Origin of the sequence: Pseudomonas sp. RAC1 (assembly GCF_030658255.1) — a bacterium.
GTDB classification, from domain to species: domain Bacteria; phylum Pseudomonadota; class Gammaproteobacteria; order Pseudomonadales; family Pseudomonadaceae; genus Aquipseudomonas; species Aquipseudomonas boreofloridensis.
In genome coordinates this window covers 291,907-309,223 of sequence record NZ_JAUTXS020000032.1, presented here as the reverse complement: position 1 = coordinate 309,223, position 17,317 = coordinate 291,907, and the positions used below count along the sequence as shown (strand labels likewise).

18 protein-coding genes are annotated in these 17,317 nt (G+C 66.0%); 11 read left to right on the top strand and 7 right to left on the bottom strand.

What is annotated here, in order from left to right; genetic code table 11:
* Positions 1-32: 32 nt before the first annotated feature.
* Positions 33-605, bottom strand: coding sequence for an antibiotic biosynthesis monooxygenase (locus tag Q7C30_RS12905; RefSeq protein WP_317871705.1), 573 nt, complete (start codon positions 603-605; stop codon positions 33-35).
* A gap of 123 nt (positions 606-728) precedes the next feature.
* Positions 729-1,334, bottom strand: a complete 606-nt coding sequence (locus tag Q7C30_RS12900) for a hypothetical protein (RefSeq protein WP_029615005.1) — start codon at positions 1,332-1,334, stop codon at positions 729-731.
* A gap of 199 nt (positions 1,335-1,533) precedes the next feature.
* Here Q7C30_RS12900 and Q7C30_RS12895 point away from each other — a divergent pair, with 199 nt between their 5' ends.
* A complete protein-coding gene (locus Q7C30_RS12895; RefSeq protein WP_317871704.1) occupies positions 1,534-1,989 on the top strand; it encodes a flavodoxin in 456 nt (151 codons plus the stop codon).
* 3 nt (positions 1,990-1,992) lie between these two features.
* Here Q7C30_RS12895 and Q7C30_RS12890 read toward each other — a convergent pair whose 3' ends face one another.
* Positions 1,993-2,886 carry a LysR family transcriptional regulator gene (locus Q7C30_RS12890; protein WP_317871703.1) on the bottom strand — a complete coding sequence of 298 codons (894 nt, stop codon included), beginning with the start codon at positions 2,884-2,886 and terminating at the stop codon, positions 1,993-1,995.
* A 96-nt stretch (positions 2,887-2,982) separates the two neighbouring features.
* Between Q7C30_RS12890 and Q7C30_RS12885 the strand changes: the two genes are divergently transcribed.
* The 5 genes from Q7C30_RS12885 to Q7C30_RS12865 all read left to right on the top strand — a co-directional run bounded on the left by Q7C30_RS12885 (position 2,983) and on the right by Q7C30_RS12865 (position 9,681).
* A complete protein-coding gene (locus Q7C30_RS12885) occupies positions 2,983-3,369 on the top strand; it encodes a CidA/LrgA family protein (RefSeq protein WP_317871702.1) in 387 nt (128 codons plus the stop codon).
* The gene (locus Q7C30_RS12880) at positions 3,359-4,045 is read left to right on the top strand and encodes an LrgB family protein (RefSeq protein WP_039580041.1); all 687 of its coding nucleotides are present in this window, start codon (positions 3,359-3,361) and stop codon (positions 4,043-4,045) included. Before Q7C30_RS12885 ends, Q7C30_RS12880 begins: the two co-directional genes overlap by 11 nt.
* 188 nt (positions 4,046-4,233) lie before the next feature.
* Positions 4,234-5,139 carry an alpha/beta hydrolase gene (locus tag Q7C30_RS12875; RefSeq protein WP_039580039.1) on the top strand — a complete coding sequence of 302 codons (906 nt, stop codon included), beginning with the start codon at positions 4,234-4,236 and terminating at the stop codon, positions 5,137-5,139.
* A 117-nt stretch (positions 5,140-5,256) separates the two neighbouring features.
* Positions 5,257-6,174 carry an SDR family oxidoreductase gene (locus tag Q7C30_RS12870; protein WP_317871701.1) on the top strand — a complete coding sequence of 306 codons (918 nt, stop codon included), beginning with the start codon at positions 5,257-5,259 and terminating at the stop codon, positions 6,172-6,174.
* A gap of 288 nt (positions 6,175-6,462) precedes the next feature.
* Positions 6,463-9,681: a DUF6543 domain-containing protein gene (locus Q7C30_RS12865; protein WP_317871700.1), complete on the top strand. Its 3,219-nt coding sequence runs from the start codon at positions 6,463-6,465 to the stop codon at positions 9,679-9,681.
* A gap of 1 nt (position 9,682) precedes the next feature.
* Here Q7C30_RS12865 and Q7C30_RS12860 read toward each other — a convergent pair whose 3' ends face one another.
* Complete coding sequence (locus Q7C30_RS12860) at positions 9,683-10,462, bottom strand: IclR family transcriptional regulator (RefSeq protein ID WP_317871699.1); 780 nt, start codon at positions 10,460-10,462, stop codon at positions 9,683-9,685.
* 193 nt (positions 10,463-10,655) lie between these two features.
* Between Q7C30_RS12860 and hmgA the strand changes: the two genes are divergently transcribed.
* The 3 genes from hmgA to maiA are packed head-to-tail and all read left to right on the top strand — an operon-like array spanning position 10,656 to position 13,893.
* Positions 10,656-11,957: a homogentisate 1,2-dioxygenase gene (gene hmgA, locus Q7C30_RS12855; RefSeq protein ID WP_317871698.1), complete on the top strand. Its 1,302-nt coding sequence runs from the start codon at positions 10,656-10,658 to the stop codon at positions 11,955-11,957.
* A gap of 3 nt (positions 11,958-11,960) precedes the next feature.
* Positions 11,961-13,253: a fumarylacetoacetase gene (fahA, locus tag Q7C30_RS12850; RefSeq protein WP_317871697.1), complete on the top strand. Its 1,293-nt coding sequence runs from the start codon at positions 11,961-11,963 to the stop codon at positions 13,251-13,253.
* 13 nt (positions 13,254-13,266) lie between these two features.
* The gene (gene maiA / locus Q7C30_RS12845) at positions 13,267-13,893 is read left to right on the top strand and encodes a maleylacetoacetate isomerase (RefSeq protein ID WP_317871696.1); all 627 of its coding nucleotides are present in this window, start codon (positions 13,267-13,269) and stop codon (positions 13,891-13,893) included.
* Between the two features lies 1 nt (position 13,894).
* Here maiA and Q7C30_RS12840 read toward each other — a convergent pair whose 3' ends face one another.
* The gene (locus tag Q7C30_RS12840; protein WP_029614663.1) at positions 13,895-14,701 is read right to left on the bottom strand and encodes a tetratricopeptide repeat protein; all 807 of its coding nucleotides are present in this window, start codon (positions 14,699-14,701) and stop codon (positions 13,895-13,897) included.
* Positions 14,702-14,925: 224 nt separating this feature from the next.
* On the opposite strand from Q7C30_RS12840, the gene Q7C30_RS12835 reads away from it, so the two are divergent.
* Positions 14,926-15,945: a Glu/Leu/Phe/Val dehydrogenase dimerization domain-containing protein gene (locus Q7C30_RS12835; RefSeq protein ID WP_317871695.1), complete on the top strand. Its 1,020-nt coding sequence runs from the start codon at positions 14,926-14,928 to the stop codon at positions 15,943-15,945.
* 9 nt (positions 15,946-15,954) lie between these two features.
* Here the strand turns inward: Q7C30_RS12835 and Q7C30_RS12830 are convergent, their stop codons facing one another.
* On the bottom strand, positions 15,955-16,224 hold the full coding sequence (locus tag Q7C30_RS12830) for a YebG family protein (RefSeq protein WP_317871694.1): 270 nt from the start codon (positions 16,222-16,224) through the stop codon (positions 15,955-15,957).
* Between the two features lie 272 nt (positions 16,225-16,496).
* Between Q7C30_RS12830 and Q7C30_RS12825 the strand changes: the two genes are divergently transcribed.
* A complete protein-coding gene (locus Q7C30_RS12825) occupies positions 16,497-16,970 on the top strand; it encodes a phosphate-starvation-inducible PsiE family protein (protein ID WP_037028783.1) in 474 nt (157 codons plus the stop codon).
* 3 nt (positions 16,971-16,973) lie between these two features.
* Here Q7C30_RS12825 and Q7C30_RS12820 read toward each other — a convergent pair whose 3' ends face one another.
* On the bottom strand, positions 16,974-17,273 hold the full coding sequence (locus Q7C30_RS12820; RefSeq protein ID WP_039580015.1) for a DUF3509 domain-containing protein: 300 nt from the start codon (positions 17,271-17,273) through the stop codon (positions 16,974-16,976).
* Positions 17,274-17,317: the final 44 nt, after the last annotated feature.

The window sequence follows — 17,317 nt, the reverse complement described above, 5'->3', positions numbered from 1 at the left end:
ACCCGAACTGTGCAGGCTTGCGAGCCGCCCGCTCAGCGGCTGCGCAGGCCGTCGCGCGGTGCCTGCGGCGTGCGGCGCGGCGCATGCAGCCACGCGGCCAGCAGCCGAGTGGACAGGGGGATGAACAGGTACACCATCAAGGGCGTCAGGGCCAAGGTGCTGACCAGCACGCGTGGCAGCAAGGGCAGCGGCGCCAACCAGTGGCCGAACAGCAGGTTGAACAGCAGCGACACTGGGAAGAACGCCAACCAGATGGCCGTGGCCTGCTTCCAGCGCGGCGGCGTGCGCACTGTTTCGGTGCCGAACCAGCCCTCGATGCCGCTCACGCGCCGCTCTTCGGGACGTTCGAACAGCCCGTCGCCGCGTTGCAGCCAGGCTCGCCGCGAGGCCGAGTGCTCCCAGGCGTGCAGGGTGGGCTCGTCGCTGAAGCGAAAGATGATCTGGAAGGCGTCGTCCTCGGCGGGTGGGGCAAGGATGCCGGAGCCGAGGTAGCCGGGAAAGTCGGTGGCCAATTGCTCACCTTCGTGCAGCCAGGCCAGCAGATCCTGGTAGCGGCCATCGGCGGCGCGGCGCGACACCATGAGGGTGACGGGTACGGTAGACATCGTGTATCTCCTGACGACGGGGCTGGCGGGTAGCCGGCCCCTGGCCTGTGCCCGGGATGGTGGGCGACGCAGGCTGGTATGCAAGAATCGGGCGCGGAGTATGACAGCCGTCGAGGTGATCGGTCAGGCCGAGGTGCGAGCGTTCAATTCGGGATGCGCCTGCAGGATGTATTCGCGCAGCCGGTCGATTTCATCAGGCGCGCTGTGGGCCAGGTCGTAGGCCGCCAGGTCGGCGTCGATGCACCGGCGCAGCGTGCCGATCAAGGCGATCGGTTGCAGCCCGCACGGGGCGAAGAACAGCTCGAAGCGAGCCGGTGGCGGGCGCTTGCCGCGCACTTCCAACAGCACCCCTTTGAACGAGATGTCGCGTACCCACAGCGTGCTGGACTTGCCCTGTGCATCGAGCAGGGCCGTGGGTGGGGCCAGCGACAGGCGCCAGGGCCGCAGCCTGGGGCCTTCTTCGTAGATTTCCGGGGAGCCCAGTTGCAGGTGCACCGCGTGGAATTCGTCCTCGACCAATTGCAGGGGAATGCTGATTTGCTGGTTGTCCAACTGCGCCTGCAACGTGACCTGCTCGCTGGCCACCAGGCGGGTGAGCAATTGCTGCAGGCGCGGGTCGCCGTTGACCAGCAGGCTCGCGCTAGGCGCTGGCTGGTTCAACTGCGGCACATGCTGCATGTCCTGGATGAAATCCAGCTCATCCTGGGTGAGGAGGGCGTCGGCTGGCATGATCGGGCTCGAATCAGGCGTGTTCACGGAGTTTTACGCAGTCATGGACTGAAAATGCTGGCAAAGGTTCAGGCCGCTGGACAGGCGGTCATCGCGCTCGACCCTCCTACCCGGCCTGAACGACCGGCAGCATTAGGCATTTTCCCGGCGTCGAGTGCTAGTATCCTACGCTTTTACTCGGTTTCGGAATCCTCTGTTGATGAAAGTCGCCATTATTTCCGGCTCGGTGTACGGCACCGCCGAAGAAGTTGCCCGCCACGCTGAATCGCTGCTCAAGGCCGCCGGTCTTGAGGCCTGGCATGCCGCCCGCGTCAGCCTCGACGACCTTCGCGGCTTCGCGCCCGAAGCCTTGCTGGCCGTGACCTCGACCACCGGCATGGGCGAGTTGCCAGACAACCTCATGCCGCTGTATGCCACCCTGCGCGATGTGCTGCCCGGCGAATGGCGCGGGCTGCCGGGCGCGGTCATCGCCCTGGGCGACTCCAGCTACGGCGACACCTACTGCGGCGGCGGCGAGCAAATGCGCGAACTGTTCGCCGAACTGGGCGTGCACGAAGTGCAGCCCATGCTGCGCCTGGACGCCAGCGAGACAGTGACCCCGGAAGCGGATGCCGAGCCGTGGCTGGCGCAACTGGCGGCGTTGCTCAAAGGTTGATCTTCAGCGGTCCGCCAGCGGCCCACGCTCGCGCACCAGGTCCAGCCAGGCCTGCGCGGCGTGCGACAGGTAAGCGCCTTGGCGCCAGATGAAGGCGATGTCCCAACGCAGGTGATCCGGTGCCAGCAGCGGCAGGCGTACCACGCCATCGCGCTGCAGGCGGCGGGCGACCACGCTGGGCAGCAGTACCACGCCCTGGCCAGCGGCGACCAAGGCGGCGAGGAAGTCGGCCTGGCCGCTGCGCCCACCTTCCTTGGGGGTGAAACCGGCCTGTTGGCAGGCGCTGAGCAGCTTGTCATTGAGCATGAAGCTGCGGTCGTAGAGCAGGAACGGTGTGTCTGCCAGCTCGCTCAGCGTTACCCCATCGCGCCCGGCCAGGGCATGCCCGGCCGGCAGCAGCGCGTCGAGCGGTTCGTTGCAGAACGGCTGGCGGGCGAATGCCGGATCGCTCGGCGTGACGCTGCCCCCCAGTTCCAGTTCGCCACTGCGCACGGCCTGTTCGACGATACGGCTGCCCCCTTCGATCAATTGCACGCGGATGTTCGGGTAGCGCCGCCGGTACTCGGCGAACAGGCTGGCGAACAGCGCTTCCCCGCCGATCACCGGCAAGCCCAGGCGCAGTTCGCCGCGGGCCAGTTGGCTGAGGTCGTCGAGTTCGGTGAGTAAGGCCTGGCGCCCACGCCACAGGGCTTCGCCACGCTCGAGCACGATGCGCCCGGCGGCCGTGAGGTGAAGTTGCGAGCCCTGGCGTTCCAGCAGGGGCTGGCCGAGATCGGCCTCAAGCTGTGCCACCTGCTTGCTCACCGCCGACTGACTGATATGCAGCGTCAGCGCGGCCTGGGTGAAGCCGCCTCGGTTGACCACCTCGATGAAGCTGCGGAGCTGTTTGAAGTCCATCTTTTGAATTCCATTTTGGAATGGCAGGCAGTCTAACAATTCGCTTCTGGCCTGGGCAGCGGCTTTCTACACTGCGCGCATGTCGAGGATCCCACTATGAATCTTTCCCGCTGCACCCCGTTGTTGCGCCTGCTCGGCGAACTCGCCGTGCTGTTCGTGCTGTACCTGATCGGCGGCCGGTTGGCAGCCTGGTCCGGCTGGCCGATTCCGGCCGGTGTCATGGGCATGGCGCTGCTGCTGGTGCTGTTCGCCATCGGCGCCGTGCAGCCCGGCACCTTGCAGCGTGGCGCCGGCTGGCTGATGGCGCAGATGCTGCTGTTCTTCATCCCTGCGCTGATGAGCCTGCTCGATTACGGCAGTCTGGTGCGCAGCGAGGGGTGGCGGATTCTACTGGTGATCGCCTTGAGCACCTTGGTGGTGATGGTGGTGACCGCTGCCACGGTGGAACTGGTGTGCCGCTGGAGCCTGCGCCATGAATCTTGAGCCGATGTCGCTGTTCTGGCTGGCGCTGACCTTGCTGGCCTACCTGTTCAGCCGCTGGCTGTACGGGCGTACCGGGCGCTACCTGCTGTCGCCGCTGGTGCTGGTGCCGGTCCTGCTGTTGGCGGTGGCGGTGCCGCTGCACACCGCGTATGCCGACTATGCGCGCGACACCCAGTGGCTGGTCGGCGTGCTCGGCCCAGTGACGGTGGCCTTCGCTGTGCCGATCTGGCAGCAGCGGGCGATGCTGGCCCGGCACTGGCCGGCGCTGTTGCTGGGGATGCTCGCCGGTAGCCTGGCCTCTATCGGCAGTTCCTGGGGCCTGGCGCATCTGTTGGCGCTGGACGATGCGGTCAGTCGTTCGTTGCTGCCGCGTTCGATCACCACGCCCTTCGCCATGCCGATGGCCCACGACCTGGGCGGGGTGCCGGAACTGACGGCTGTGTTCGTGCTGTTCACCGGCGTGCTCGGGGCGCTGTTCGGCGGCGTGTTGCTCAAGGTGCTGCCGCTGCGCACGCCCTTGGCGCGAGGCGCCCTCTATGGTGTTGGCGCCCACGGCGCCGGAGTCAGCCGCGCCCATGAGGTGGGCGGCGAAGAGGGCTCGGTGGCGGGGCTGGTGATGGTGCTCACCGGTCTGCTCAACTTGTTCGCCGCGCCCTTGCTGCTGCACCTGCTGTGACCGTTCGTGCCCCTGTCCCGCACGGTCATCAAGCTGGCTGCCAAGGCAAGTTCCGCCGCGTGAGGGCCTGACTAGACTGGGCTTCGACACAGAGAGCACATGCAAGTGCCGAGGTGCAATGCAATGAACGCAGCCTTGTCGTACACCTTCATCGACACCGTCATTACCTGACCAGCGGGACTATTCCGATGCCTTTGGCCGAGATTCCATTGTGCGTCTGGCGTACCCGTGGGCGCAGTTTCATCTTTCGGGGCCAGAGCATTCGTTACTGGACAGCAGGGCAGGGCGCGCCCTTGCTGCTGCTGCACGGATTTCCTACCGCCAGTTGGGACTGGCACTACCTGTGGGCACCCCTGGCGCAGCGCTTTCGCGTAGTGGCGTGCGACATGCTGGGCTTCGGTGATTCGGCCAAGCCGCTCGATCACCGCTACAGCCTGATCGAGCAGGCCGACCTGCAACAGGCACTGCTCGAGCACCTGCGCATCGTCCAGCCGGTGCACTTGCTCGCCCACGACTATGGCGGCAGCGTCGCCCAGGAACTGCTGGCGCGTCACCACGAAGGCCGGGCGAACATCGCCAGTTGCGCCTTGCTCAACAGCCCGTTGTTCCCTGAACTGTGTCCTTCGCCGCTGATCCACAAGCTGCTGCTCAGTCCGCTGGGCTGGCTGGTGGCGCGCTCGTTCGGGCGTGACGACCTGGTCGACACGGTCAGCCAGTTGTACGGACCGTGCACGCACCCCAGCGAAAGTGCGCTGGACGACTGCTGGAGCCTGCTGCTGTCCAACCGTGGCACACGCATTCTGCACAAGCTGATGGCTTGGGTGCCGGAGCGTCATCGATACCGGCAGCGCTGGGTGGACGCGTTGCAAGCGCCAGGTGTGCCGTTGCGGCTGATCCAGGGCGCGGTCGATCCGCTGCACGGCGCGCGCGTGGTGGAGCGCTACCGGCAATTGCTGCCCGAGGCCGACGCCGTGTTGCTGCCGGGGATCGGCCACTTCCCGCATACCGAGGCGCCGGCGCAGGTGCTGCGTCATTACCTGGCGTTTCGCGAGCAGCCGCTGAAGTGGCTGCCGCAGCGGGTAGCCTGGTCCTGAGCGCGGCGATCATCGCTGGGTGTTATCGACGGTCATTCAGGGCGGGTGCGCTTGATTGTCCGTCGCCCGGTGCTGACCGACACTCCAGACTTTCCTGTCCTGCCTGGAGCCATGAGCATGAGCGAGCCGATCAGCCTGCAAGACCGTGTGGTCATCGTCACGGGGGCCGGCGGCGGCCTGGGCCGGGCCCACGCGCGGCTGTTCGCTGCGCGCGGGGCACGGGTGGTGGTCAACGACCTGGGCGGCTCCACCCACGGCGAAGGCGCCAGCGCCTCGGCAGCCGACCGCGTGGTCGAGGACATTCGCGCTGCGGGCGGTCAAGCGGTGGCCAACCACGACTCGGTGAGCGACGGCGCGCGCATCGTCGAGCAGGCCCTGGACAGCTTCGGGCGCCTCGACGTGCTGGTGAACAACGCCGGCATCCTGCGCGACAAGACCTTCCACAAGATGGACGCGGCCGACTGGGACTCGGTTTACCGCGTCCATGTCGAAGGTGCCTATCGAGTGACCCATGCCGCCTGGCCGCACCTGCGCGGGCAGAACTGGGGTCGGGTGATCTTCACCGCGTCCACCTCTGGCATCTACGGCAACTTCGGTCAGGCCAACTACGGCATGGCCAAGCTCGGCCTGTACGGCCTGACCCGCACCCTGGCACTGGAAGGACGCAAGCACGGCATTCTGGTCAATGCCATCGCCCCTACTGGGGGCACGCGCATGACCGAGGGTCTGATTGCGCCGCAGGTGTTCGAGCGGCTGCGGCCCGAGTTGGTCAGTCCGCTGGTGGTGTATTTGGGCAGCGAACAGTGCCAGGACAGCGGCCAGTTGTACGAAGTGGGCGGTGGATGGGTGGGCAAGGTGCGCTGGGAGCGTAGCCTGGGGGTGGGTTTCGACCCGAACGCTGGCTTTACCCCGGAACAGGTGGCCGAGCATTGGGCGCAGATCGGCGATTTCGACGGCGCCATGCACCCTGAAGACAGCTTGCAGGCGTTGCAGCAGATGATGGCCAATCTTGAGCGCTATCCCGCCGATCAGTAGCGCCGCGAAGACGAAAAAAAGCCGCTGCACGGGCAGCGGCCAATCGAGACGTCAGATCAAGGAGCTTCAAAATCAACGTCGGTGAACCTGGGGCAGGCGAACGACGGAGGGGGATGGTGCCGTTCGCGCGACCCAGCGATGCGCAGGATAAGCCTCTGATCCATCGGGAAAAATAGCGTCTTGCGACATTCACCTTTACCTCTGGGGTAAAAGTCGGGCAGCGCTTCCCGACTGACTCCTGGCTGCGCCGTGCTCACCATCGCGACTTTCCACAGCGGAGCGTCGGCGATGATTGATTCACTCGGTTTCGAGCTTTTTCCCCTAGGGCCTGATGGTCAGGCGGCGGTCGACGCGCAGGCGCCGCGTGAGGACCTGCTGCTGGAGCTGGCCAGGTGCTGCTTGCAGGTGCAGCGCTGTTTGCGTACCGCCCCCCATCTGCACACGATCGCTCCAGCACTGGAGGGAGTCGAGGGCCTGGACGCTGCGCGGTCAGGTCGCAGCGCCGCGCTGGCGCAGTGGTGGGCAACCCACTCGGTGGTCAAGCCGGACACCGCCTCGTTGGCGTCGCTGCTGCTGCGCCTGGTCGATCTCGAAGCGTTGACGTTCGTGCACACCCGCCAGAGCGAACGCGAGGCTGTCGAGGCGTTGCTGCTGACCCGGGGAGAGGCCTGCGAGTTGCAACGGGTGTGGTTGGTGGCGGGCGAGCAACGCATTGCACTGCCGGGCACCTATGCCGGTCTCCCTGACTCGGCGCCCGACGCGGCGCCGACCGATCTGCTGGTGCACTGCGTGGCCACCGGCGTGTGGTTCGATGCTCAACCCAAGCGCGTGGCCCGGCACCTGCGGGCCGCGTTGTTGAAGGGGGGCGTTTGGTTCGAACTGCTGAGCGAGACCAATCGGCAACACCTGCGGGACGCGCAGGATTGCGACCTGGAATTCGAGCCTCTGGAGCGTTCGCTATACAAAGCGGTGGTGGAGGATTTGGGTCAGGTGCAGGCGATGCTGTCGAGCAGGGCGTTGCAACGGCATGCCGACACCGTCCAGACGGTCGCCCAGTGGGATGCCGCCGCGCGCCTGGATGCGTTCGTCGCCCAGGCTCAGCAGTATGCCGCCGCACAGATGGCCGCCTATCGCCACAGCCTGCTGCCGCAATGGCGGCGCAACCTGCGCGGCGCTGACCTGGAGCGCTATGTCCAGCTCGAACAGCAAATGCTGCAGGCCGAGCAGCAGTGTGTCGCACACCTGGGGACGCTGGCCAGTGTCGATGCCTACGCCCAGCAGGCCGTGTCCGATTACCTGCAGAAGCACCTGGCGCTGACCCTGGACCCTGCGACGGTGCAGCTTGAGATAGAGCGTCGGTTCGCCACCACCGACGCCGGCGACGGCAGTGGGCGCACGACGCTGCTTAACTGGGCGTTGCGCGGCGGCTACCGGGGCGAGCGCCTGGCGGTGAAGGTGCTCGACCCGCTGCTGGCATCGGCCCTGGACGTCGCCAGCGTACAGCGCATGATCGACACCCTCGATTTGCGCGTGCGTTACATCGAAGCGATCAAGCAGTTGTATCAGCACGAACAGACCCAGCTCGACGTGCAGGCGGCCATTGCTGCACGTCTGGCGCTGGCCAGTTGCGCGGCGCGATTCCAAGGTGCGCCTGCCCCCGCCTGCGACCTGATCGAGGCCGCCATCGCCGACCAGATGGCGCAGCGGGGCATCAAGGCCGGGCTGCTGCGCATCGATCAGGCGACGTCCGCGCTCAAGCACCTGCTGTACCTGACCGATGGCAGCACGCATTTGCTTTACGCGCCGGGTTCGCCCGATGGCGATTTTCTCGTCTACCCATCGTTCACGGCGCTGTCCTTGGCCGTGGGAGGCTGGACGGCCCAGGCATCGGGGGTCGAGTACCTGGTGGAGCAATCGGCGCTGGCTGACCGCGAGGCGCTGTCGCGCCAGCTTGCCGAGGTCGTTCGCAAACCGACGCTGTGGACGCCGCAGACCGTCAACGTGCATTGGATCGATTCACAGACGTGGTCGCAGGTGCTGAAAGCCGTGTGCGCGCGACGCTGCCAGGCCATGCCCGAGGATCTGCTGGCGGCAACGCCACCGTGGTACCTCGAGGCGAGCGTCGCGCTGCGCCAAGCGCTCGGCGATACCGATCAAGAGCTGGAACAGGTGTTGGCGGTGTACCGCCTCGCGACGCCCTTGGTCAGCTTCCAGGACTACGCTCGGCACGAGGTGAGCCAGTACATCAATAGCTTGCCCGGCAATCGTGCCGGACGCATCGATCCGGACAAGGTGACCGTGCATTTGGACGAGGATCGCAGCTTGAGCCTCACCGAGCTGGTCATGAAAGGCCATGACACCCGCTACAACTTCGCTCAGTTCGCGCGGATCGATTCCACCACCCAGCTCGGCCAGGATGTCTCGCACTTGGATCGCGTCGTGCTGGCCAGCTATGTGCGCAGCGCCAGGCTCGGTGAACGCTACATCGAGTTGCTCAAAGGTCGCTACCTCGACCCGGCGGCGCCGGGCTACACCCGCCAGCGTGAGCTGCACCGGTTGCTGGTGTCGCTGAAGATGCGCCGCGACCTGCTGTGTCAACGGATGCAGGGGCAGATCCCGGAACAGGTCGCCGGTTGGCTGCTCGAGGGCGTCGAGAGTCTGGCCACGGCGCAGATCGCCGACGACTTCGCGGTGGTCGACTTGAGGCTGGACGGCTGTCGGATCGAAGGCGCCTACCGGTTGTACCGCGCCTCCAAACCCGAGGCCGGGGAAGCGCTCTACCTGCCAGACGTCGCCCAGGGGCCGGCCTATCGTTCCCGAACGCACTTGGCCCAACGCTGGCGCGAAGATCGGCTGGGCGATTATTTCTACGCCCGTGCCTCCTGGCGCAATCAGCCCAGGATGGGCAGCCTGCATCAACGGTTCATGCGTGACGGTGATGGGGGCCACGAGGTGGTGATGCGCGCCATTCAGGCTTACCGGGATGAGCCGTTGCGCGACCTGGCCGACGATCTGGCGCCCCGTGTGCGGCGTCTGATCGCCGATGCCGATCGCCATAGCACCAGCGTGGCGGAGCGGGTCTCGTCGCTGGTGGTCGAGTGGGTGATCGTCGCGGCGGGGCTGCTGACCATCCCTATTCCGCCAGCGAACATGCTGGTGGGCATCGGGTGCGCGGTGAGGTCGTTCTTCAGTGCGGGGCAAGCCTGGAAAGATGGCGACCGTGCCGCGTTCTACACCCGACTGGGCGTGGGCGCGCTGGGGCTGTTCGCTTCCAGCGGCGCCTTGGGGCGGGTGCTCGGCCGCGTGTCGCAGTCCTTGCGCGGCCTGTTGGGCCAGCAACTGCAGGCGCCAAGCATCGTGGTGAAAAAGGTGCCGTACGGCAAATGGATCGTGCAATTGGCGGACGACTTCGGGGCGGATGCTGCCTCGGAAGTGCTGCCCGCCCTGTACGACGGTTTCGACGACGAATTGCTCAAGCTGGTGGAGCTCAAGACCTGGAACACTTGAGTCAGCGAGGCTCGAAGCCCATGCGCCGACTCACTGCCTGAGTAGCCTGGAGCAATTGCACCGCGGCTGGCCCTGCGGCATCGGCATGGAACATCGAGGTGGGGCCGACCACGGTCATCACCGCGGCGATCTGGCCGAGGGCGTTGAACACCGGGGCCGACAGGGCATCGACCCCCGGCATCAGCAACCCGTGGACGTGGTGCAGGCCTCGTTCAGGGATCTGCGCCAACGTCTCGACGTAGTCTTCGACGCGTTGCCCCAGTAGGGCCAATTCCCGGTCGCGCAACTCGAGGGTTTCGCGTTCCGGCAAGTGCGCGGCGAACACCAGGCCGGTGGACGAACTGAGCAGCGGCAGCACCGAGCCGATCTGGGTGACCACGGTGACCGCACGTACCGCCGGCTCGATGTTGACCACCGTCGCGCCCTGGTTGCCCCACACGGCGATGAAGCAGCTTTCGTTCAGTGCATCGCGCAGGTCGGACAAGGGCCGCGCGGCCACCTTGAGCACGTCGATGCTGCCCAGCGCCGCCAGTCCCACGCGCAGGGCTTCGCGGCCCAGGCCGTAGTGGTTGGTGACCGGGTCCTGTTCGGCGAAGCCGCTGGCGATCAGCGCCTGGAGGTACCGGTGGACCTTGCTCGCCGGCATCTGCACGTGCTCGGCCAGGCGCGACAGCGCAGTGGAGGGCGACAGCTCGGCCAGGGCCTTGAGGATGTCGGTGCCGACTTCGGCCGAACGCACTTTCTGCTTGGGGTTGTCGGGAGCGGGCGTGTCTTTGGCCATTGTCGGGCGGGTCCGGGAGTCGTCGTGGCGCCTTTATAGCTTGACGCGGGCGTAGCGGCAAATTACGTTATTCGTAATTGGATTACGATAAAAATAATTTTCCAGGGTGTGGGTTGCGCCAACAGTGCTCGGGCTGTGCCGAGCCGAAGCGACACCGCCCGCCAGCGACGGCTCCCTGAGCCCGGAGGCCCTGATGACCCGCGACACCTCTGCCGATCTCACCTACCTGAGCGGCTTCGGCAACGAGTTCGCCAGTGAAGCGCTGACTGGTGCCCTGCCGGTCGGGCAGAACTCGCCGCAGAAAGCGCCCTACGGCCTGTACGCTGAACTCCTGTCCGGCACCGCATTCACCATGCCGCGCAGCGAACTGCGTCGCACCTGGCTGTATCGCATCCGACCTTCGGCGCTGCACCCACGCTTCGAGCGCCTTGAGCGCCAACCCCTGGCTGGCCCGCTCGCACCTGGCAATCCCAATCGCCTGCGCTGGAATCCTCAGCCGATTCCCGACGCGCCCACCGACTTCATCGAAGGCTGGCGACCCATGGTGGCCAATGCCGAGGCCAGCAGCCCTGCTGGCGTGAGCATCTACCTGTATACGGCCAACCGCTGCATGGACCGGGTGTTCTTCGACGCCGACGGCGAGTTGCTGCTGGTGCCGCAACAGGGCCGACTGCGCATCGCCACCGAGCTGGGTGTGTTGCAGGTCGAGCCGCAGCAGATCGCGGTGATCCCGCGCGGCATGAAGTTTCGTGTCGAACTGCTCGACGGCCAGGCCCGCGGCTACATCGCCGAAAACCACGGCGCGCCGCTGCGCCTGCCCGACCTGGGGCCGATCGGCAGTAACGGTCTGGCCAACCCGCGTGATTTCCTCACGCCGGTGGCGCATTACGAAGACCGCCAGGCGCCGGTGCAACTGGTGCAGAAATTCCTCGGCGAGCACTGGGCGTGCGAGTTGCAGCACTCACCGCTGGACGTGGTCGCCTGGCACGGTAGCAACGTGCCGTATCTGTATGACCTGAGGCGTTTCAACACCCTGGGCACCGTCAGCTTCGACCATCCGGACCCGTCGATCTTCACCGTGCTGACCTCGCCCAGCAGCGTGCAGGGCCTGGCCAACCTGGACTTCGTGATTTTCCCGCCGCGCTGGATGGTGGCCGAGAACACCTTCCGCCCGCCGTGGTTCCACCGCAACCTGATGAACGAGTTCATGGGCCTGATCGACGGCGCCTACGACGCCAAGGCCGAAGGCTTCCTGCCCGGCGGGGCTTCGTTGCACGGGGTGATGAGCGCCCACGGTCCGGATGCCGAAACCTGTGACAAGGCCATCGCTGCCCAACTGGCGCCGCACAAGATCGAACAGACCATGGCCTTCATGTTCGAGACCAGCCAGGTGCTGCGACCCAGCCAGCAGGCCCTCGACAGCGCGCAGCTGCAAACCGACTACGACCGCTGCTGGGCAAGCCTGCCGAGCACCTTCAACCCGAACCGGAGATGACCGATGAACCAAACCGCCATGGCCCGTAGCTGGGTCGAACACGCCAACGGGCATCGCGATTTCCCCCTGCAGAACCTGCCGTTGGGCATTTTCAGCCCAGCGGGCCAGACGCCACGCTGCGGCGTGGCCATCGGTGATGCGATTCTCGATCTGGAGGCGGTGCTGGCCCTGGGCCTTCTGGAGGGGGAGGCCAAGGCGGCCGTCGAGGCCACCCGAGGCGGTGCGCTGAATGTCTTCTTCGCCCTTGGTCGAGGGCCGCGCGTGGCCTTGCGCGAGCGTTTGCAGGCATTGCTGGGCGAACACAGTGCGCATCAGCAGGCGCTGACCAGCGCGTTGCATGCGGCGCACGCGTGCCAGATGCACCTGCCGGCCAAGGTGGGTGACTACACCGATTTCTACGTGGGCATCGAGCACGCCCGCAACGTCGGCAAGCTGTTCCGCCCAGACAACCCGCTGCTGCCCAACTACAAGCATGTGCCCATTGCCTACCATGGCCGTGCGTCCACTCTGCGCCCTTCCGGTACTCCAGTGCGCCGTCCCAAGGGTCAGACCTTGCCGGCCGGGCACAGCGAACCGACCTTCGGTCCCTGCGCACGGCTGGACTATGAGCTGGAACTGGGCATCTGGATCGGCCAGGGCAACGAGATGGGCCAAGCCATCGCCATTGGCGATGCCGCCGAGCACGTGGCGGGCTACTGCCTGCTCAACGACTGGTCGGCGCGCGACATCCAGGCCTGGGAGTACCAGCCGCTCGGTCCGTTCCTGTCCAAGAGTTTCATCACCACGCTGTCGCCCTGGGTGGTGACGGCCGAGGCCCTGGCGCCGTTCCGCAGCGCCCAGGCACCGCGTCCGCAAGGCGATCCGCAGCCGCTGCCGTACCTGTACGACGAACGCGACCAAGCCCAAGGTGCCCTGGACATCGAGCTGGAAGTGCTGCTGCTCACCGAGCGCATGCGCGACGAAGGCCTGCCGGCCCATCGCCTGACCTTGAGCAACAGCCGCAGCATGTACTTCACCGTGGCGCAGATGGTCACTCACCACAGCGTCAACGGCTGTCAGTTGCAGCCGGGCGACCTTTTCGGTTCCGGCACCTTGTCGGGCGCCGAGCCCGGCTCGTTCGGCAGCCTGCTGGAGATCACCGAGGGCGGCAAGCAGCCGGTGCAACTGGCCAGCGGCGAGGTGCGCACATTCCTCGAGGACGGCGACGAGATCATCCTGCGTGCCCGTTGCAGCCGTGAAGGCGCTGCCAGCATCGGCTTCGGCGAGTGTCGCGGCAGGATCGTCGCGGCCAACTGAGGAGGGCAGGGCGATGCAACTGTTCACCTACTACCGCTCCACATCGTCGTATCGGGTGCGCATCGCCCTGGCGCTCAAAGGCCTTGGCTATCAGGCGCTGCCGGTCAATCTGCTGCAGGGCGAGCAGCGCGGCGCCGACTACCTGGCACTCAACCCGCAGGGCCGGGTGCCGGCGCTGCGCTGCGACAGCGGCGCGCTGCTGGTGCAGTCGTCGGCGATCATCGAGTACCTGGAAGAGTGCTTTGCCGACCCTCCGCTATTGCCCCAGGGAGCCGAGGCACGCGCCAGGGTACGCGCGGTGGCCGCGCTCATCGGCTGCGACGTGCATCCGCTGCACAACGTCAGCGTGCTCAACCACCTGCGTCAGCTCGGCCACGACGAGGTGCAGGTCAAGCAGTGGATCAGCCACTGGATCAGCCAGGGGTTGGCGGCGGTGGAACGGCTGATCGGCGATGAGGGCTTCTGTTTCGGCACGGCGCCGGCGCTGGCGGATGTGTACCTGCTGCCACAGGTGTACGCGGCTGAGCGATTCGAGGTCGACTTGGCGCCGTTTGCGCGCATTCGTCGCGTCGCCACACTGGCCGGGCAGCATCCGGCATTCATCGCCGCGCATCCGGCGAATCAAGCCGATACGCCTTGAATCAGTGGATCGAGCGCGTGGCCGTGGGCAGTTGTCCGAGGCGATCGCTGAGTTTCAGGCGCTGCATCGGATCATCGGTCAACAGCAGCGCGTGCTCCAGGTCGAAGCGCTCGGCCTGGGGACAATCCAGTTGCTGGTAAAGCGCGGCGCGGGTCAGGTAGTCGGTGACCTGTACCGGCCCCAACTGCATCACCCGCTCGGCATCGATCAGCGCGGCCAGGGGCTTGTCGTTGCTGATGTGCAACTGGCGCAGGTTGCGTGACAGGCGCTGCAACATCAGCGCTGGCGTGGCGCCGCGCAGGTGCTCGGCGCTCAGGGTCGTCTGCGGACCGTACTGGCGGGCCAGCAGTTCGCGGCAGTCGTTGGGGTACAGGCGTCGGCCACCGCAGGGGTCGAGCAGATGATCCGCCCCCGGCACCCGCAGCAGGAAGTGGCCGGGGAAGTTCACCCCTTCCAGCGGAATCGACAAGCGTCGTGCCAGCTCCAGCGTCAGAATCGCCAGCAGCAACGGCTGGCCGCGTCGGCGCTGCAGCACGTTGTCCATCAGCGCAGCCTGAGGCCGCAGCGGATGGAACTCGTCTTGCTGGAAACCCAGGGCACTGAGTTGGCGCAACAGCGGCTGCGCCAGCTCGACCACTGGCAGCATCGGCAGGCGGGCATTGATGTCCTGATACAGGCCGTTGAATTGGCTGATGCAGGCAGGCACATCCACGTCGCGGTGGTGCTCCGCAGCGATCCACAAGGTGGCTTCCAACAGGGCGACCGGTGAGCGGTCGAGGCAGGCCAGGCAGGCGTGACGTGGGTTCATGGGACTTCTCCGCACACACAAATGCCCTGTCTCGAAAATCCGCGGTTTCAGTTGGGCCGAGTGGCTTGGGGGGAAGCGGTCACTGGCAAACCTGAGCAGCACATGTTCGAGACAGGACACTTGAGGTGTAGCCTCGGTAGGCGCGTTCGTCCAGTGGTCTGGCCGACGCCCGGGCGATGGCGAACTGCCTATACTGGATGAGCACCGCGAAGGGGAGCCCGTCGATGTTCGCGCTCATGCAAAGCACCCGCACCCAGTCCCTGCACCTGTGGACCGATCCGGACACGGGCCTCAAGGCCGTGGTGGCCATCCACAGCCAGCACCTGGGACCGGCATTGGGCGGCTGTCGCTACCTGCCTTACGCCGATGAGCAGCGTGCACTGAGCGAGGCGCTGCAACTGGCGCAGGTGATGAGCTACAAGGCGGCGTTGGCCGGTTTGCCGTTCGGCGGGGGCAAGGCGGTGATCCTGCGCAATGTCCATGTCGAGAATCGGGCGGCGTTGTTCGAGGCATTCGGGCGCTTCGTCGACACCCTGCAAGGGCGTTTCATCACGGCGGTGGACAGTGGCACGTCCGTCCTGGACATGGACTGCATCGCCCGAGCCACGCCCCATGTCAGCAGCACGACAGCCTGTGGCGATCCTTCGCCGCACGCAGCGTTGGGGGTGTTCGCAGGCATTCGCGCCACGGCCATGGCGCGCCTGGGCAGCGACAACTTCGAAGGGCTGCGGGTGGCCGTGCAGGGCCTGGGCAACGTGGGCTATGCACTGGCCGAGCAACTGCATGCGGCAGGCGCCGAACTGCTGGTCAGCGACCTGGACCCCGGGCGGGTGAGGCTGGCGGTGGAGCAGCTCGATGCGCACCCCGTGGCGCACGACGCGCTGATCAGCACGCCCTGCGACCTGTTCGCACCCTGTGGTGTCGGACCGGTGCTCAATGCACAGAACGTGATGACCTTGCGCTGCGCAGCGGTGGCCGGTGCCGCCAACCAGCAACTGGCCGACTTGCAGGTGGCCGACCGACTGGAGACGCGCGGGATTCTCTATGCGCCGGAGTATGTGATCAACGCCGGTGGCCTGATTCACGTGGCCCTGACCCACCGTGGCGCCGACCCACGCACCATCACCGCGCATCTGGCCCGCATTCCCGAGCGGCTGACCGAAGTGTTCGCCCACGCCCAAGCCGAAAAACGCTCGCCTGCGCGCGTGGCGCACTGGCTTGCCGAGCGGCTGTTGTATGGGTGAGATTCCGGCCTATCCGGCTTCGGCAGGCGTGTCTTCGAGCAACTCGGCCAATGCGTCGGGCTGGCTCTTGAACGCGCGGGCGAACACGTCGCGGTTCTTGGCCATGTAGATACCCGCTTCCTCCACCTGCTGCTCGTTCAGCGACGGCACGGCTTTTTGCAGGACTTCGGCCAGGCGCTCGGCCAATTCGAGCATCTTGTCATGGCGATCGGCTTCGGCTTTATCCATGAACAAGCGCTCCGGGTCGCGGCTGCTGCGGTACACCACTTCGACGGCCATTCATCACCTCTGTGCCTTTTGCGTATGTGGGTTGGAAAATATGGGGTGCACGATAACTGTATTTTTATACAGTGTCGAGCCTAGTCTATCGCCACTGACCTGGCGAGTGGCCATTTGATTTTAGCGGGCGCCCTGTCGCCAACTGATGACCACAGGTGTCGTGCGGCGCTCGGCCGCCTTCCAAGCACGGGGCCTGGCCCTTTAACTGCATGCCACAAGCGTCACAAGGCTGACGCATCATGCTGCCTGTCGTCATGGGGAATCGAACGATCGTGAACATCAAATGGGCTGAAAAGCTGCGCAAGGGCCTGCACGGCTCCGCCGACTCACTGGGCAACCTGTGCGTCGAGTCCTTCCACTACCTGGCGTTGTTCGGCATCGGGGCGATCACCGCCTATGCTGCGGTGCTGACCTTCATCGACATGCTGTCCAAGGGCGGCATCAGCGTCGATGACATCCTGCTGTTGTTCATCTACCTGGAGCTCGGGGCGATGGTGGGGATCTATTTCAAGACCAACCACATGCCCATCCGCTTCCTGCTCTACGTGGCGATTACCGCGCTCACCCGCCTGCTGATCGGCGATGTGTCGCACCACAAGGCGCCGGACGTGGGCCTGCTGTACGTCTGCGGAGGGATTCTGCTGCTGGCGTTCGCGATCCTGGTGGTGCGCTACGCCTCGTACCGCTATCCGTCGACCCGGGTGATCGACGCCAGCGGCAAGGACATGGACGACGGCAAGGTCTGACGCTTAGCGCGCGATGCCCGCCATCTGCAGTACCCGCTCATGGGCACCGCGGTCGGTCATGGCGGCCAGCAGTTCCAGCGCGTCTTCGCCCTGCTCGATGGCCAGTCCCAGGCGGATGCTGTCGACCACACGGCGCAGGCGCACCGGGTCGTTGCGCTGCGCGGCGCTGATCAGGCGTTTGGCGACCACGCCGGTGTCCTTGGACAGGGTCAGCATGATGCTGCCGTCCAGGCGTTCGATACTGAGGTTGACCCGGTAGTGCGGGGCAAAGGCGTCGCTGATCAGGTCGAAGGGATTGGTCATGGGCCTGCATCTTCGCAAAGGTGTGCAAGCATTGACCGAAGGAC

Excerpts from the sequence above, each read along its gene's own strand:
- Q7C30_RS12905 (WP_317871705.1), bottom strand. The coding sequence starts at position 605 with ATGTCTACCGTACCCGTCACCCTCATGGTGTCGCGCCGCGCCGCCGAT.
- Q7C30_RS12900 (WP_029615005.1), bottom strand. The coding sequence starts at position 1,334 with ATGCCAGCCGACGCCCTCCTCACCCAGGATGAGCTGGATTTCATCCAG.
- Q7C30_RS12895 (WP_317871704.1), top strand. The coding sequence starts at position 1,534 with ATGAAAGTCGCCATTATTTCCGGCTCGGTGTACGGCACCGCCGAAGAA.
- Q7C30_RS12890 (WP_317871703.1), bottom strand. The coding sequence starts at position 2,886 with ATGGACTTCAAACAGCTCCGCAGCTTCATCGAGGTGGTCAACCGAGGC.
- Q7C30_RS12885 (WP_317871702.1), top strand. The coding sequence starts at position 2,983 with ATGAATCTTTCCCGCTGCACCCCGTTGTTGCGCCTGCTCGGCGAACTC.
- Q7C30_RS12880 (WP_039580041.1), top strand. The coding sequence starts at position 3,359 with ATGAATCTTGAGCCGATGTCGCTGTTCTGGCTGGCGCTGACCTTGCTG.
- Q7C30_RS12875 (WP_039580039.1), top strand. The coding sequence starts at position 4,234 with ATGCCTTTGGCCGAGATTCCATTGTGCGTCTGGCGTACCCGTGGGCGC.
- Q7C30_RS12870 (WP_317871701.1), top strand. The coding sequence starts at position 5,257 with ATGAGCGAGCCGATCAGCCTGCAAGACCGTGTGGTCATCGTCACGGGG.
- Q7C30_RS12865 (WP_317871700.1), top strand. The coding sequence starts at position 6,463 with ATGATTGATTCACTCGGTTTCGAGCTTTTTCCCCTAGGGCCTGATGGT.
- Q7C30_RS12860 (WP_317871699.1), bottom strand. The coding sequence starts at position 10,462 with ATGGCCAAAGACACGCCCGCTCCCGACAACCCCAAGCAGAAAGTGCGT.
- hmgA (WP_317871698.1), top strand. The coding sequence starts at position 10,656 with ATGACCCGCGACACCTCTGCCGATCTCACCTACCTGAGCGGCTTCGGC.
- fahA (WP_317871697.1), top strand. The coding sequence starts at position 11,961 with ATGAACCAAACCGCCATGGCCCGTAGCTGGGTCGAACACGCCAACGGG.
- maiA (WP_317871696.1), top strand. The coding sequence starts at position 13,267 with ATGCAACTGTTCACCTACTACCGCTCCACATCGTCGTATCGGGTGCGC.
- Q7C30_RS12840 (WP_029614663.1), bottom strand. The coding sequence starts at position 14,701 with ATGAACCCACGTCACGCCTGCCTGGCCTGCCTCGACCGCTCACCGGTC.
- Q7C30_RS12835 (WP_317871695.1), top strand. The coding sequence starts at position 14,926 with ATGTTCGCGCTCATGCAAAGCACCCGCACCCAGTCCCTGCACCTGTGG.
- Q7C30_RS12830 (WP_317871694.1), bottom strand. The coding sequence starts at position 16,224 with ATGGCCGTCGAAGTGGTGTACCGCAGCAGCCGCGACCCGGAGCGCTTG.
- Q7C30_RS12820 (WP_039580015.1), bottom strand. The coding sequence starts at position 17,273 with ATGACCAATCCCTTCGACCTGATCAGCGACGCCTTTGCCCCGCACTAC.